We start from the raw sequence: 16,326 nt of genomic DNA, 5'->3' as shown, positions 1-16,326 counted from the left end.
GGGGGGTGGGGGGGGGGGGGGGGGGGGGGGGTGGGTGGGGGGGGGGGGGGGGGGGGGGGGGGGGGGGGGGGGGGGGGGGGGGGGGGGGGGGGGGGGGGGCCCCCCCCCCCCACGACAGCCCCGATCAGACACAGTCCCAGCACGATCCCGCGCACTCCGGCGGGCCACCTGAGCGACGCCCCTGGGGCCTCGGCGAAGGCCCGCGCCGTGACCGCGACGGGCCAGGCGGCCCAGCCTGCCAACTCGACCAGCACCGCCGCGACGCCGGGCACGGGGATCGCGAGCGCCAGCCCTGCGACGCCCAGCAGGGTGACGGGTATCGCGAACGGAGTCGCGAGCGCGTTGGCCGCGACCGCCCACGGCCCTAGCCGCGCATCCATCAGCGCGAGGAGAGGCATGCAGGCCGCCTGCGCCGCGATCGTCACCGCGGCGGCCTCCGCGAGCGCGGGCGCGACCACCCGCGCGAGCCGATGCGCGAGCCACGGGGCGAGCAGGCCGATCGCGGCGACCGCCGCGACCGACAGCGCCAGCCCCAGGTCCTCCGCGAGGTCGGGCCGCACGACGACGAGCACGATCACCGCCGTCGCGAGGCCCGGCACCACCTGTCCGCGGCGACCGGCCACGAGCGCGCCCGCGGCGATGACCGCCATCACGACCGCACGCAGCACCGCTCCCCCGCCCGCAACGACGATCGCGAAGCCGCCGCTCGCGACAAGCGTTGCGGCGGCGGTCAGCCACGGCCCGGCGCGAAGCCGTCGCAGCACCAGCCCCACACCGGCGGCCAGGATCGCGAAGTGCGCACCCGAGACCGCGGTGAGGTGAGCCAGCCCCGTCTCCCGCATCGCGTCCGCGAGGCTCGGGTCGAGCCTGCCGGTGTCGCCCAGCACCATCCCCTCGACCAGGCCCGCCGTGGCCTCGGGAGCCCCCGCGACCGCGTGCGAGAACGCCGCGCGCGCGGATACGACGTGCGCGCGCCACCCGGAGGGCCTGGTCACCACCACGATCTCTCCGTCGAGCAGGGCGTCGACCGTGCCGCCGGCCGCAGGAGAGAGCGATCCGCGCGCGACCGCGGCGTCCCCGCGCGCCGGCGCGGCGTCGGAATCGGCCAGCACGACCAGGCGGCCGGCCCCGTCCCGCCACGGGGCGTCGGGCGCTGTCGCCGCGGCGGGAGCCGCGCGCCACGCCTCGACCTCGAGGTGAACGGAGACCCGATCGCCGCCCGAGGCCAGCGTGGGCCGCACCTGCGCGACAGTCGCCCGCACCTCGACCCCTTCCCCGGCTGCCCGAGTGGCGTGCCACGCGTGGCGCGAGTCGGCCGCGGTCGCGGTGAGGAGCGCGGCTCCGCCGGCAAGGACCGCGAGACCCACCAGGGCCGCGACACCGTGCACGCGAGCGCGCCGCGCGAGCGCCGCCCCCACGAGGGCGGCCCCGGCCCATGCGAGAGCGACGCACGCCCCGGTGCGGGGGCCCCCGAGCGCGACGGCCAGAGACACGGACCACGCCGCGAGCGCCGCGGGGACCAGCCTGAGGTCGCCCCATCCGGAGCCGCTCACGTGGTCGCGAGGTCGGCGATCGACTCGAGGATCGCGGGTCCCACTCCCGGCACGCGCCCCAGGTCTTCGACCGAGGCGAACGGGCCATTGGCCTCACGATCCGCGACGATTCTCCCCGCGAGCACGGGGCCTATTCCCGGTAGCTCCTCGAGCGCCGCGGAATCGGCCGCATTGAGGTCGAGCGGGACGCCCGCCGCCGGTCCTGTGCCGTGCACGCCGGCCGCCGCGGGCTCGCCCTGGACCCCGACCCGGATGTGCTCGCCGTCGACCACGACCCGCGCGAGGTTGATCGAGGACGGATCCGCGGTGGCGGTGAGCCCGCCCGCCGCCTCGATCGCCGCCGCGACGCGTTGGCCGGACTCGAGCTCAACGAGGCCGGGGCGCTCGACCGCGCCGCTCACATGCGCGACCACGATGCGCGCCGCGGGCGGGGCGCCCGAGGCACCCGCCGTGGATGGCGACGCGGACGATGCCGGGGCAAGCGGCGCGACGGGCGCCGCCGCGGTGCCACCCACCAGCCCCCACCACACCCAGGCGGCGAGTAGTACGAGGACCACCGCGGCCGACACCGCCGTGCGCGGCTCCACGCGCCATCGCGTGGCGTGCGGCGCGGGAGCCTCGGCGCCGTGGCCCGTCGCGTACGCGCGCGCTGCGGCCTCCCTCAGTCCCGCGGCCCACCGCGCGCGTACCTCGTGCGAGTCGTCCATGAGGGCGACGCTATGAACCGGCTCACGTGTGCGCACGGCGCGGTGCGGGATCTGGGGAGCGGCCATCCGCCACGAGGGGCCGTGGGCATCGCCGCCGCGCTACCCCCACGCCTTCCCTGCACTACCTCCGCGTCACGCCCCTGGAGCCGCCGCGCCGACGTCAGCGCCGAGGTCCGCGACCGCGACTGCGAGCGTCCCGGGTCCCGTGTGCACCGCGAGTACCGCGCTCACGCCGGTCCTCACCACGGACAGTCCAGGGGTGCGCTCCTCCAGGGCGGTGGCCGCCTCCTCGACCGCGGCATCGTCGCCCACGCCCATGGCCGCGACGGCGGGGCTCACGCACTCGCGCACGGCCGCCTCGGCCATCTCGACGAGCGCCGCCCGCGCGCGCACCGTCGACCTCACCCTCGCGACGAGCCGCACCTCCCCCTCGACCATCTCGAGGACGGGCCTGATGCCCAGCACGCGACCCACGGTCGCGACCGCGGGCCCGATCCGACCGCCCCGGCGCAGGTGGTCGAGACCGTCGACGGTGAAGAAGCACCGCGCTCCCGCGGCGGTCTCGCGCGCCACACGCGCGACCTCCTCGAGCGACGCACCCGAGGCGGCCGCGTCGGCGGCGGCAAGCGCGGCGAGGCCCTCGGCCATCGCGACCGTGCGGGTGTCGACCACCTCGACGGGCAGGTCGGCGCGGGCGGCCGCCGCACGCGCGACGTCCGCGGTCCCCGACAGCGTCCCCGACAGCGTCACGACGACGACTCCCGTCGCTCCACCCACCGCGGCGGCGGCCAGGGCGGCGTCGAAGGCCGCCGGGGTGGGCTGCGAGGTCGTGATGTGGTCGCCCGCCACGAGGTGCGCGAGCACCTGATCGGCGTCGATTCCCACGCCCTCGGCCCGCGCGGAGTCGTCCACCACCACCTGGAGCGGCACGACGGTGAGTCCGCGCGCGGACGCGAGGTCGGTGGGGATCGAGGCGGCCGAGTCGACGACGACGGCGACAGTCATGGCGCCACCCTAGCGACCCGCGCTCCCCACCGGGAGGGTGGGATCTGCCGTCACGCCGTCACGACGTTGACCAGGCGCGGCGCCTTGACGATCACCGTGCGGATCGCGGAGTCGCCGATCGCGCGGCGCGCACCCTCGGTGGCGAGCGCGAGCTCGCGCAGCTCGTCCTGGCCGATGCCGGGCGGCACCTCGAGACGGTCGCGCACCTTGCCCATGACCTGCACGATGCATGTCACGGTCTCCTCGACCAGCAGCGACTCGTCGACCGCGGGGTACGTCGCGAGCGCGACGTCCTCGTGGCCCAGCATCGACCACATGTCCTCGGCGCAGTACGGGGCGAACAGGCTGAGCAGGATCGCGACCGCCTCGGCGGCCTCGCGGACGGCGGGGTCGGCTGCTCCCGCCCCCGAGTCGATCGCCTTGCGCGTCGCGTTGACGAGTTCCATCGTGCGCGCGACCACCACGTTGAAGCGGAAGGACTCGATGAGCTCCTGCGCCTCGTGCAGCGTGCGGTGCGTGACGGCGCGCAGCGCGACGTCGCCGGTCGCGGGGTCGGTGCCAGGCGCGCTGTCGACGTCGCGCGCGAGGCGCCACGCGCGGGCAAGGAACTTGGCGGAACCGGCGGGCGACACGTCGGCCCAGTCGATGTCGTCCTCCGGCGGACCCGCGAAGGCCATCGTGAGCCGGACGGCGTCCACGCCGTACTCGTCGAGCTGCTCGGACAGTCGCACCAGGTTGCCGCGCGACTTCGACATCGCGGAGCCGTCCATGAGCACCATGCCCTGATTGAGCAGCGCGCTGAAGGGCTCGCCGAAGTCGATCATCCCCATGTCGCGCAGCGCCTTCGTGAAGAAGCGCGCGTACAGCAGGTGCAGGATCGCGTGCGTCACGCCGCCCACGTACTGGTCGACGGGCGCCCAGCGCTTGGCCTCCTCGACGTCGAACGGACCGTCGGTCTTGCCCACCGACAGGTAGCGCAGGAAGTACCAGGACGAGTCCACGAAGGTGTCCATGGTGTCCGTGTCGCGCAGCGCCGCGCCGCCGCAGCGCGGGCACGTCGTGGTGACCCAGTCCGTCGCGGCGGCCAGCGGGGACTGGCCCTTGGGCTTGAGATCGAGACCCTCGGCGGGCGGCAGCGTGACGGGCAGCTGGTCGTCGGGAACCGGCACCTCTCCGCACGCGTCGCAGTGAATGATCGGGATGGGCGTGCCCCAGTAGCGCTGGCGCGAGATCAGCCAGTCGCGCAGGCGATAGTTGACCGAGGCGTGGCCGCTGCCCGCCGCGTCGAGCTCCGCGGTGATCGCCGCGATCGCCTCCGCCTTGGCGAGGCCGTCGAGCGAGCCCGAGTTGATGAGCACCCCGTCGCCCGTCGTCGCGACGCCGGACTCGGCCGGGTCGGCGAGCGGCTCGCCAGCATCGTCCCTGCAATCCAGGACCACGCGCACCGGCAGGTCCATCGCACGGGCGAAATCGAGGTCGCGCTGGTCGTGAGCGGGGACGGCCATGATCGCGCCGTGACCGTAGTCGGCGAGCACGTAGTCCGAGGCCCAGATGGGCAGCCTCTCGCCGTTGACGGGGTTGATGCCGTAGCGCTGCAGGAACACGCCCGTCTTGGGGCGGTCCGTCGCGAGGCGGTCGATGTCCGAGGCGGTCTTGACGCTCTCGACGTACGCCGCGAACTCGGCACGCGTCGCGTCGTCGGCGCCCTCTGCGAGCTCGGCCGCGAGGTCCGAGTCGGCGGCGACCACCATGAAGGTCGCGCCGTGCAGCGTGTCCGGACGGGTCGTGTAGATCGCGATCGGCTCGTCGCGGCCCTCGATCGCGAACTCGACGTCGGCGCCGCGCGAGCGACCGATCCAGTTGCGCTGCATCGCGAGCACCTTGTCGGGCCACGCGCCGCGCAGCGTCTCGAGGTCGTCGAGCAGCTCGTCGGCGTAGTCGGTGACCTTGAAGTACCACTGGGTGAGCTTCTTCTTGGTGACGAGCGTGTCGCAGCGCTCGCAGCGTCCGTCGACCACCTGCTCGTTCGCGAGCACCGTCTGGTCGAACGGGCACCAGTTGACCTGGCTGGGCTTGCGGTACGCGAGGCCGCGCTCGAACAGGCGCGTGAAGATCCACTGGTTCCAGTGGTAGTAATCCGGACGGTGCGTCATGAGGACGCGATCCCAGTCGAACGAGCACGCGTAGCGCTTCATGGAGCTCAGCTGCTGCGCGATGTTGTCCTCGGTCCACCCCGCGGGGTCCACGCCGCGCTTGATCGCCGCATTCTCCGCCGGGAGCCCGAACGAGTCCCAGCCGATCGGGTGGAGGACGTTGAAGCCCTTCTGCACCCAGTGACGCGCGATCACGTCGCCAAGCGCATACGCCTCCGCGTGACCCATGTGCAGATCGCCCGAGGGGTACGGGAACATGTCGAGGACGTACTTGGTGGGTCGCGAGTCGCCCTCCTTGCCCGACCGGAAGGGCTGACGCTCCTCCCACACGGGGAGCCAGCGGTCCTCGATCGTGCGGAAGTCGTAGCGGGCGGCGTCGGTCTCAGGCGTCTCGGTCACCCGAGGATTCTACCGAGGGACGATGCCCGGGCTGTGCCTCCCTCGGGGCCCGGCCGGGCGGATCCCGGGTGGCCAATGAGACACGCATCACAGGAATCCGCCCGGCGACACCGAATGTCGCTAATCTCCGTTCTTACCAGGGGCGGCACGGGGCCTCCCCGCTTGAGTGGGTCTTCCTTGTCCACCGCATCGTCGCGGGGACGGCGCCTTGGCGCGTCCGTCGCCCTGTCCACCCTGATCGCCGGGTCGCTGCTGATCGCCGCGCCCGCGCAGGCCGCCACCTACTCCATTTCCGGCACCGTCACGATTCCGGACGATGCCCCCGCCGACTGGCTCGCCGACCTCCAGGTCGACGCGATCAGCACCGTGGACGGGTCCGTGACGTATGTCGACGTCGACCCCGTGACGAGCGCGTACACCATCGAGCTCGACGCGGCGGGCCAGTACGAGGTCGCGTTCTACGACGCGGGCTACTGGGACGAGGACACGTGGATCCAGCACAACCTGGCGACCACGTGGTGGCCGGGAACGCTCTCGCGCGACGCCTCGGCGCCGCTCACGGTCGACGGCGTCGAGACCGGGATCGACGCCGACCTCCAGTACGGCCTCACGGTCTCGGGCACGGTCACCGCCCCAACCGCGACGGATCCCGACTGGTGGTGGTACTCGTACGTGTACGCGCAGACCACCGACGGCTCGTCGTGGGGCTACGCGCAGGTGGACGCCGCGACCGGCGCGTACACGCTCGTGGGGCTCAACCCCGGCGAGACCGGTATCGAGTTCGGGACGGACATCGACGCGCCGATGATCGACGGCAAGCAGTTCGCGACCGAGTACTGGGGTGACGCGCTCAAGCCGTGGCAGTCCGAGCTCATCGACCTCACCGGCGATTTCGCCGGCATCGACGTCGACCTGGTCACGGTTCCGTACCTCACCGACGTCCACTGGGACCCCGCGTCGCCCGTCTACAGCGACTTTGACACCGAGATCCGGTGGCTCGCCGCGGCGGGCATCACCACGGGATACGCACACGCCGACGGCACCGCGGAGTTCCGACCGCAGGGCACCGTGACGCGCGACGCGATGGCGGCCTTCCTGTACCGCTACGCGGGCTCGCCCGACTGGTGGCAGGCGCCCAGGCGCTCGCCGTTCTCCGACGTCACGACGACCACCCCGTTCTATTCCGAGATCACGTGGCTCGCCGAGATGGGCATCAGCTCCGGCTGGACCGTGTCGGGCAAGCAGCAGTTCCGTCCGCTCGCGCACATCAAGCGTGATGCGATGGCGGCCTTCCTGTACCGCTACGACGACCTGGAGTGGTATCTGAGCTGACGCTCGGCGCGGGCGCTGACGAATCCAACAATTCGGACGCGCCCGCCCGTGCGGGCATGTGGAATTCCTCACATTCCGCGCGTGTACGGGGCCCACGTGGCATATCTCACACGCATATGCCCTCGTGCGAGGCCAATTGGATGCCGTAATAGGGGACAAACCCGGCCACATCCGTGCCACGCAGGAGGATTCGTCATGGGCCTTGGCTCCCCTCGCACGCTCACGAAGGCAGCGTCCGCTCTCGCGGCGCTCACGCTCGCGCTCGGCATCCCCCTCGCCGTCGCGCCCGCAGCCTCGGCGGACTCCTCGACCACGATCCTGGAGCTGACGAACGACTACCGCGCGAGCAAGGGCCTCAAGCCCCTGCGCTGGAACCAGGACGTTGCGAATGTGGCCTCAGCGTGGAGCGCGTCGATGCTGTCGAGCCGGACGCTCGCCCACAACCGCAAGTTCTCGTCGCAGATCCCCGGCGGCTGGTCACGCGCCGCAGAGAACGTGGGCTACGCGTGCGGCTACTCCTCCGCGGAGAAGGCCGCCGCCGTGATCATGAACGCCTGGAAGAACTCCCCGGACCACGACGAGAACCTGCGCGGCGACTACACGGACATCGGCATCGGCTTCGCGTGGGACGCCTCGAGCACGTGCGCGTACGCGACGCAGAACTTCGCCAAGTACAGCTCGTCGAGCACCTCGTCCATCTTCGGCACCCTCGTGTCACCGAGCGGAACGCCCGTGTCGGGCGCCACGGTGTACGCGCGGTACTCGGGCGGCACCCGCTCCACGACCACCGACTCCGCCGGTGACTACAAGCTCACCAACCTCCCTCGCACCACCTACACGCTCGAGTACCGCACAGGCTCGACCGCGCTGCGCAGCGAGTACTTCACCGACGCGCCCGTGGTCTCGTGCGCCTCTCGCGTGAAGCTGGGCGGCACGGACCTCCTGCGCGTCAATGCGAAACTGTCCCCCTCCACCGCACCCGTCGCGGACGGCTCGACAGTGCTGTGCGACGTGTCCCCCGATAAGACGTCGTCTTACTACTCGGCGTTCGCTGGAGAGATCCAGTGGCTCGCGGACGCCGGCATCACGACCGGCTGGTCGAACGGCTACGGCGGCAAGAACTACAAGCCGCTCACGTCCACGACGCGCGACGCGATGGCCGCCTTCCTCTATCGACTCGAGGGCGAGCCTCCCGTCGACACGGCGGCCGCCCCGGAGTTCACGGACACCGCCTCCTCGGCCTTCCAGACCGAGATCGCATGGCTGGCCACGACCGGCATCACGACCGGATGGTCGACCCCGAGCGGTCGCGAGTTCCGTCCTACCGCACAGGTGACGCGCGATGCGATGGCCGCGTTCCTCTATCGCTACGCGGGGGAGCCACCCTTCACTCCCCCTGCCACGTCGCCCTTCACGGACGTCGCGACCACGTCGCCGTTCTACAAGGAGATCACGTGGCTCGCCGAGACGGGCATCACGACCGGCTGGTCCGTGAGCGGGGGCAAGAAGGAGTTCCGCCCGCTCAACAAGATCACGCGCGACGCGATGGCCGCCTTCCTGTTCCGCTTCGACGAGCAGGGGCTGTAGCTTCCCGCACGGGACTGTTGACGCGCGCGAATAACGGCACAGGCGCGTTGCGTTTTACCTCTTCGGGCCGGTAGAGTCCCGAGTAAGGGTTCCCTTACCTCGTGACAGTTGCGCCTTGCGCGCCCCTACCTCCCTGGAGTATTCGTGCCATCCAGCACTGATTCCGCGCGCCCTGGCGCGGGTCGCATCGCGGTCGCCGCGGCGCTCATCGCGCTCGCCGCACCGCTCGCCATTGCCGTTCCTGCTCAGGCGGACTCCGCCTCCGCGGCCCTCAGGTGGGGCTTCAAGGCCTCGTTCCGCAGCTACCTCATCGGCTCTATCGCGGAGGGCAGCGTCACGGCCAGCGCGCCGGCCACCGATGACGGCATCGCCACGACGTTCCCGCTGCGCGCGGACGCCGAGGGCGCGCCGCTGTACGACGGCGACGTGACCTACTACGGCCACGACGGCGTGCTCGACGTCACCATCGCCGACCCGTCGGTCGAGATCGACGGAGACTCCGCGACGCTCGTCGCGCTCGTCACGACCGCGGGCGGGGAGCCGACCGAGACGGACCTGGCCGAGCTCGACCTCTCCGCGACCGCGCCGGCCACCTCCGACGGCCTCGTGACGTACACGAGCGTCCCCGCGACGCTCACGGCCGCAGGCGCCGTGGCGTTCTCGGGCAATGGCATGTCCTTCTATAGCGAGGGCACCGTGCTCGACCCGGTGACCTTCTCCGTGCCGGCCGAGGCCACCCTCACCCCGACCGTCACCGTCGATCGGACCACGAACCTCGACGGCACCGGCGACACGATCACCGTGACGGGCGAGGGCTTCCTGCCTGCAGGAACGCCCACGACCGGCACTCGCCCGCCGCTTTCCGGCGCGTTCACCGGCGTCTACGTCGCGGTCGGCAAGTACGCGGACACGTGGCAGCCGTCGGAGGGCGCGCCGAGCGCGGCCCGCTCGAACGCCTTCACCCGGTGGGCGCTACCCGCGGAGAGCATGGCGACGGTAGGCGGTGCCGCAGCCGGCGCGATCGAGCTCACCCCCGAGGGCACCTTCACGGCGACCTTCGACGTGACCGACGACACACTCGACGAGGCCAGCGGCACGTGGGGCGTGTACACCTACGCCGCGGGTGGCGCAGTGTACGCGCCGTTCGAGACCGCGACGCCGATCACCTTTGCTCCTCGCGTCGAGGTGTCGCAGGTCGACGACCTCGCGCACCTCACCACGGTGACCGTCGAGGGCCGCAACTTCCTTCCTGCGGGCACCGCCACGACGGGGACCCGCCCGCCGCTCGCCGGCAAGTTCACCGGCATCTACGTGACGGTCGGCAAGTACGCGGACGTGTGGCGCCCGACGGAGAACGCGCCGAGCTCGGCGCGCGTCAACGGCGACGTCTCGTGGGCGGTCCTCGCGGAGGACATGGCGACGATCGGCGGAGCGGCCGCCGGCGCCGTCGAGCTCGAGCCGGACGGCTCCTTCACGACGGAGCTCGCGGTGGACAAGCACGCGCTCGAGTCGATCGAGGGCGCGTGGGGCGTCTACACCTACCCGGGCGGCGGCGCGAAGTACGCCCCGTTCGAGACGCGGACTCCCCTCGCATTCGCGGCGGACGCCGCGGTCACCGACATCGCGGCCTCCGCGTTCGTGACCGAGATCTCGTGGCTCGCGAACGCCGGCATCACCACCGGCTACGCGAACGGCGACGGCAGCTTCAGCTTCCGTCCCCTCGAGACCATCAAGCGCGACGCGATGGCGGCCTTCCTCTACCGCTACGCGGGCTCGCCCGAGGTGGATCTTCCCGAGACCTCGCCGTTCGTCGACGTGACGCCGGAGTCGACGGCCTTCTACAAGGAAATCGTGTGGCTGTCGACGCAGGGCATCACCGAGGGCTGGGGCACCGCCAAGGGTCAGGAGTTCCGGCCCCAGGCGCGCATCACGCGCGACGCCATGGCGGCGTTCCTCTACCGCTTCGCCGGCTCACCCGAGGTCGAGCTCCCCGAGACCGACCTGTTCGCCGATGTCACGCCCACGAGCACCGCGTTCTACGACGAGATCACGTGGCTGGGACAGCAGCAGATCAGCACCGGTTGGGACAACGGTGACGGCACGTCCGACTACCGCCCGCTCGGCACCACCAAGCGCGACGCGATGGCGGCGTTCCTCTACCGCTTCCACTACGGCGCGTAACACTCACCTCAGGGGCGGACTCCGGCACGATGCCGGGGTCCGCCCCTGTGCTCTGTCCTGGTAGCGCGTGACATTTGTCTCGCCGGCTTTTGTTCGACTGTCAACCAGCCGATGATGAGGGCGTGCCCGCGCGGCGGACGTCGCGCACGACCTCAGGAGGATTCTCGCGGTGAGCAGTCCCTCAGCTCGACGACCCGGACAGAGCATGCGCCTGCGCGTCCTCGCGACGCTCGCGACGGCGGCGATCGCGGCGGGCATCGCCGCTCCCGCGGCCGCCTCCACGGCGACCCCCTCCCCCGACCCGACGCCGGCATCGTCCCTCCCCGCCCCGAGCGCCACTCCGTCGCCCACCGCGACCCCCGAGCCGACCGCCTCTCCGGAACCCAGCGTCTCTCCCACGCCGAGCGCGACGCCGCAGCCGTCCGCCGCTCCCACCCCTGCGGAGCCGATCCCGACCGCAGCGCCGTCCCCCGCCGCAGAGCCGTCCGCCGCGCCGGAACCGGCTCCCCGCGCCCCCACCATGACGGCCCTCGCGACGCCCACCACCGGCGTGTTCGCGGACGTCAGCTCCGCCGCGGGACCGCGGTACTCGGCGTTCGCGACCGAGATCGCGTGGATGTCGACCACCGGAATCTCCCGCGGCTGGACGCTCAGCGACGGGTCGACCGTGTTCCGCCCCACCGCGACGGTCACCCGCGACGCGATGGCCGCCTTCCTGTATCGCTTCGTGGGCTACCCCGCGGCCTCCTCGACCGCGAAGCCGTTCACGGACGTCAGCTCCTCGTCGAGCGAGTTCTCGAAGGAGATTACGTGGCTCTACGCGGAGGGCATCAGCACGGGCTGGCGCACCTCGAACGGCGTGGAGTACCGCCCGCTCACGACAATCTCGCGTGAGGCGATGGCCGCATTCCTCTACCGCCTCGCGGGAGAGCCCGCCGTCACCCTGCCATCGAGGTCGCCGTTCGTCGACGTCGCGGCGTCCGACCCCTTCTATCGCGAGATCACGTGGCTCGCGAAGACGGGCATCGCCGAGGGCTGGACGACGTCGGCGGGGGCCGAGTACCGCCCCAAGGCCGCGATCACGCGCGACGCGATGGCCGCGTACCTGTACCGTCTCCACGAGTCGGGCGAGGTCGAGGTCACCGCGGGCGTGGGTGGCAGCACGATCCGCCACACGACGCTGTACGTCTACGGAGCGAGCTCTCTGAACTTCCGCACCGGACCGTCGACGGAGTACCCCGCGATGGCGCAGCTATCGCGCGAGGCGAAGGTGTACCCGACAGGCAACACCGCGAACGGCTGGGTCGAGGTGATGGTCGGCACCCAGAAACTGTGGGCGTCGAGCTACTACCTGATCGGTAAGGCGGGAGCGGCGGGCATCGAGATCCGCTCGGACTACTCGAATGGCCGCATTCCGGCCTCGGCGCTGTGCGGCCTGTCGTGGGACTCCGTCGAGCTCCTCGCGTGCACCGCCGCTCACGACCTCGAGCTCCTCAACGCGGCGTTCCGCGCGAAGTTCGGCGTCAACCTGCCGCTCAACGACTCCTACCGCTCGTACGAGGACCAGGTGCGGGCGAAGGAGCTCTATGGTGATCTGGCCGCGACGCCGGGCACCTCGAACCACGGCTGGGGACTCGCGGTCGACATCAGCACCGCCCGCCTGACGGGTGGCACAGCGGGCGCTCAGTACACGTGGCTCAAGGAGTACTCGGCGATCTACAACTGGGTGCTGCCCACGTGGGCACGGCCGTCGGGCACCAAGCCCGAGCCGTGGCACTTCGAGTACACGGGCTAGTCGAGGGACTCCGGCAGCGTCGCGAGACGCTCGAGCCACGCCGCGCGTGCCGCGAGCTCCTCGGGGATGTCGAGCAGGTAGTCCCCGGGTGCCGCGAGGAACTCCGACAGCTCGGGCAGGCGGAACAGCTGCGCCTTCTGGCGGAAGTACTCGCTCGCCCCCATGAGGTACGCGGGCTTGCCCATCAGCGCCCCGAAGAGCGCCGTGTGATACGACGACGACAGCACCAGGTCGACGTCGAGGATCGGGCGTAGCGGGGCCGGGAGGCCCTCGCCGAACCGATACTCGAGGGACGCCTTGGCGATGTCGAGCACCGTGAAGGTCGAGAACGGCATGTCCTCCGCGAGCGCGGTCACGGTGTCGAGCGTGTCGCGTACGTCGAGTCGCGCGTCGTCGTACGCGTGCAGCAGCGTGAGCTCGCAGCCGGGCAGGGTCGCCGCGACCTCGTGCAGGATTGACCGCCACATCGCGAGCGCGCGCTCGCCGCCTGCGTAGTCCGACGTGTTCATGTGGACCGCGACACGGGTGGGCCCGGGGCGGCGCTCGTGGCCGACCGCCGCGCGCGCCCAGTCCTGGAAGATCTCCGTGAGGTCGTCGAACGTGAACTCCACGGGGACGTCGAGGTGCTCTCTTGCGAGCGCGAGGGACACGTGGTCGCGTAGCCCCACCTGGACGATGCGGTGGTGGCGCGCGAGCTCGACGAACCCGTCCAGCGCGGGACGGTCGATCTGCAGGCCGGAGAAGAGCACGGGCACCTCACCGGCGTCGTGGGCGAGGGCATCGATGATCGGGAAGTGCTCCCCTCCCCAGCGCGCATTAAGATAGCCCCCACCCACGACGTGCACCATGCGCCCGCCCGCGGGCGGTGGAATCTCCACGAGGCCCGTGCCGCGCACCTCGACCGCCTGGGTGGTCGCGAAGACCACCGCATCCGCCGGGTACCAGGACTCGAGCAGCGCCGCCCGGCCCGCGGGCAACGCCGCGTAGGCCGGCATGATCAGCGTGGTGTGGTGCTCGGACCGTCGCTGCCAGCCCGCGAGGATGTTCTTGGTCTGCAGGACGTCGCCGAAGTTCGAGTGTCCGTTCGACCCGGTATAGACGACGATGTCCGAGCCGTCCCGCGCGAGCCGCTCTGCGGCCTTGGGGGACGCGAAGTACCTGAGCGCGGCGCGCGCACGGCCGGGACCCGTGCGCCGGGGCAGATAGCCGGGAAGGGCCTCGAGCGTCGCGTCGAACGCGTCGAGCGAGGCGGCCCGCTCGACGCGTTCGCGCGCGCGGCGCGCCCTTGCGGCGGCCTCGGAGGGGTTGGCACGAATCGCCTCGATGGCCTCCAGGTAGCCAGCCAGGCCTGACCCTGGGTCGACGGGGTAGCCAACGGTCTCGTCGAGCATCTCTCCCACGCCGCCCACGAGCGGCGCGATCACGGGAAGCTCGACGGCCATGGCCTCGAGCATGACCATGGGCACGCCCTCGTAGTCGGAGTTCAGCAGGAGCGCGTCGAACTGTTCGGGACGTGCATGAACAAAGCCGCCCTCGTACGGACCCTCCACCGTGGCGACACCCGCCTCCGCACGCGTCAGGTGGTCCTGCCAGCGCTCATCGCTCTCGACGACGGCACGACCCTTGACGACGATCTCAACGGGCGCCCCCTTGGCGCGGAGTTCCACCGAGATGTCAGCGAGTCGGTCGAGGCGCTTCTGGAAGTCGAAGCGGCCGGCCCACAGCAGGCGCGTGGGCCCCGAGGCGTCACGAGCAACTGTCCCGCGCGCCACAAGCGCGGGGGCGAGTGACTCGGTATCCACCACGGTGAACACCGTAAACAGCTCGCGCGGCACGCCCTGCACCTCGATGACCTGGTCGACGAAGGCCTGGCTGTCGGTGAGGATACCCGTGACGTGATCAAAGAAGTCGAGCGGCCGATTGTAGAGGAACGACCACTCCGAGAGGTCGTCGAAGCGGTCGACGCAGAAGGTCTGCAGGTAGACACGGCTGTGGCGCGCGATCTGGCGGCCGAAGCGCTGGAGTGCCCAGAAGCCGGCGACCGAGTTGTTGATGTGAATGGTCTCGGGCCGGAGCTGCGCGCACACCATCGCGAGCACCTGCTCGGTGAACTGCGGCCACAGGCGGAACCTGCCGAGTTCGACCACGGTGACACCGTCCGGCACCTCGGCGAGGTGCTCCGAGGCATCGGGCTCGGTGGTGATGAGCGCCACGGTGGCGTCGGGCCGCAGCCTGCGCAATGCATGCAGGTGCTTCAGGGTCATACGGTCACCGCCGCCGGTCCGCACCCACAACGCGACAAAGAGGAAGTCGAGCCGCTCGGGCAACTGATCGATCACCGACCAGTAGGCGAAGCGGTCGTTGACCGACAATGCGTCGTAGTCCGTGCCGACGACGCGATACTCGACCAGGTGGCGCTCGACGGGAGTGCGCAGGAGCGGCTGCAAGAGGTGGGCGCCGTGCCAATCCGCTATCTCGCCAGGCGTGAGCATGGTGAGCTCGGCGGGAATCTCACGCTGCTCGGTGCCTTCCGCCGTGCCACGCATCTCCCGTCCGAGGCGCGCGCTGGTCGCACGGGCCAGGCGTGCCGCTCGACGCGCGGCACGGACGAGCCGCGGCGCCGCCGCGGCCTGCTCGCCTCGCTGCACGCGAGGAGCGAGCCTAGCGACTTCTGCCCGCGCGACCTCTTTGTCCCTCAGCAGCGCGGTGCGGGGCACCAGTGAGCCGGCGTGTGCTCCCGCGAGGGATCCGTGCCTGCGTGCGTGATAGTACAGCGTGGTTTCGGGGACGATGAGATGAGGGATGCCTGCGGCGACGGTGTCGCAGTTAAACGCCCAGTCCTCAGGCCCAAAGCCGGAGTCAGGACGGGACTCGCGATAGGGATGCGCCACAGCCACCGCACGATGCATGAGCGCGAACGCGTCCCACATATTGAACCAGGCGAGCAGGCCCGCATGAAAGCGCGGGTCATCCGTGCCCACGAGCGGCCAGACAGCCAGGTCGTCGCCGAACTTCAGGAGGCGCGCGGGATGCACGATGCTAGGCCCGGGGGCGGCATCGAGCACGCGCGCGGCGGCATCGAGCCAGTTCTCCGACGGGAGGTTGTCGGCGTCGAGGATGCCGACCATGGGAGCAGAAGTAAGCGCGATCCCCGCATTGCGGGATAGGCCCAGATCCCCATGGTCGACGTCGATCACGCGCGCCTCGACGGCGTCGGCGAGCATGCCGCTCGCGATCAAGGTGTCCGTCTGCTCCACGGTCCGTGCATCCGCACGGTCACGCACCACTACCACCTCGACGGCGCGTCCGGCACGCCGCGCATGAGCGACGGTGCGCGCGAGCCCGCGCATGGTCGGAATCAGGTGGCGACCCTCGCGGTGAGTCGTCACCACAACGGCGATGTCGGGGGTTGAGGGCACCGCCATACCTTACCTGGCGGCGCTCGTCGCGACCCACTCCCGCGCGGCACGGAGGGGGCCGCCGCCCGTGTGTTTTTGCTGAAACATCTCGCAAACATTCGTGTAATGCGAAGTAGTTAGCGTGCGGACGTGCGCCGCTGACGCCACCTCCCCGCGCCGCGGGCGCAGTTCCGGCGCGGGCCTCTCACGAAGGAA

9 protein-coding genes are annotated in these 16,326 nt (G+C 71.3%); 4 read left to right on the top strand and 5 right to left on the bottom strand.

Translation table 11 applies throughout. The features are described 5' to 3' along the window. The 4 genes from ABEA62_RS11710 to leuS form a co-directional block, all read right to left on the bottom strand. A partial coding sequence (locus ABEA62_RS11710; RefSeq protein ID WP_345380252.1) for a ComEC/Rec2 family competence protein occupies nucleotides 1-1,553 on the bottom strand: 1,553 nt, incomplete at its 3' end. Continuing rightward, nucleotides 1,550-2,260: a ComEA family DNA-binding protein gene (locus ABEA62_RS11705; protein WP_286215631.1), complete on the bottom strand. Its 711-nt coding sequence runs from the start codon at nucleotides 2,258-2,260 to the stop codon at nucleotides 1,550-1,552. The genes ABEA62_RS11710 and ABEA62_RS11705, both read right to left, overlap by 4 nt. A 132-nt stretch (nucleotides 2,261-2,392) precedes the next feature. Next, nucleotides 2,393-3,265, bottom strand: a complete 873-nt coding sequence (locus ABEA62_RS11700; protein ID WP_286215630.1) for a DegV family protein — start codon at nucleotides 3,263-3,265, stop codon at nucleotides 2,393-2,395. Between the two features lie 50 nt (nucleotides 3,266-3,315). Continuing rightward, complete coding sequence (gene leuS / locus ABEA62_RS11695) at nucleotides 3,316-5,817, bottom strand: leucine--tRNA ligase (RefSeq protein ID WP_286215629.1); 2,502 nt, start codon at nucleotides 5,815-5,817, stop codon at nucleotides 3,316-3,318. 177 nt (nucleotides 5,818-5,994) lie between these two features. Here leuS and ABEA62_RS11690 point away from each other — a divergent pair, with 177 nt between their 5' ends. From ABEA62_RS11690 to ABEA62_RS11675, 4 genes are all read left to right on the top strand, one after another. Beyond that, a complete protein-coding gene (locus ABEA62_RS11690; RefSeq protein WP_286215628.1) occupies nucleotides 5,995-7,149 on the top strand; it encodes an S-layer homology domain-containing protein in 1,155 nt (384 codons plus the stop codon). Between the two features lie 195 nt (nucleotides 7,150-7,344). Further along, nucleotides 7,345-8,736 (top strand): S-layer homology domain-containing protein, encoded by a 1,392-nt coding sequence (locus ABEA62_RS11685; protein ID WP_286215627.1) that lies wholly within the window; start codon nucleotides 7,345-7,347, stop codon nucleotides 8,734-8,736. Nucleotides 8,737-8,880: 144 nt separating this feature from the next. Next, nucleotides 8,881-10,917: an HtaA domain-containing protein gene (locus ABEA62_RS11680; protein ID WP_286215626.1), complete on the top strand. Its 2,037-nt coding sequence runs from the start codon at nucleotides 8,881-8,883 to the stop codon at nucleotides 10,915-10,917. A gap of 205 nt (nucleotides 10,918-11,122) precedes the next feature. Next, nucleotides 11,123-12,712, top strand: a complete 1,590-nt coding sequence (locus ABEA62_RS11675) for an S-layer homology domain-containing protein (protein WP_286215625.1) — start codon at nucleotides 11,123-11,125, stop codon at nucleotides 12,710-12,712. Here ABEA62_RS11675 and ABEA62_RS11670 read toward each other — a convergent pair. Further along, on the bottom strand, nucleotides 12,709-16,131 hold the full coding sequence (locus tag ABEA62_RS11670; protein ID WP_286215624.1) for a glycosyltransferase: 3,423 nt from the start codon (nucleotides 16,129-16,131) through the stop codon (nucleotides 12,709-12,711). The two genes, ABEA62_RS11675 and ABEA62_RS11670, sit on opposite strands and share 4 nt — an antisense overlap. Between the last annotated feature and the right edge of the window lie 195 nt (nucleotides 16,132-16,326).

The sequence above is a fragment of the Demequina sediminis genome, assembly GCF_039545075.1.
GTDB lineage: Bacteria > Actinomycetota > Actinomycetes > Actinomycetales > Demequinaceae > Demequina > Demequina sediminis.
Note: the sequence above shows the minus strand (reverse complement) of the source record. Positions and strands in the feature narration are given on the sequence as shown.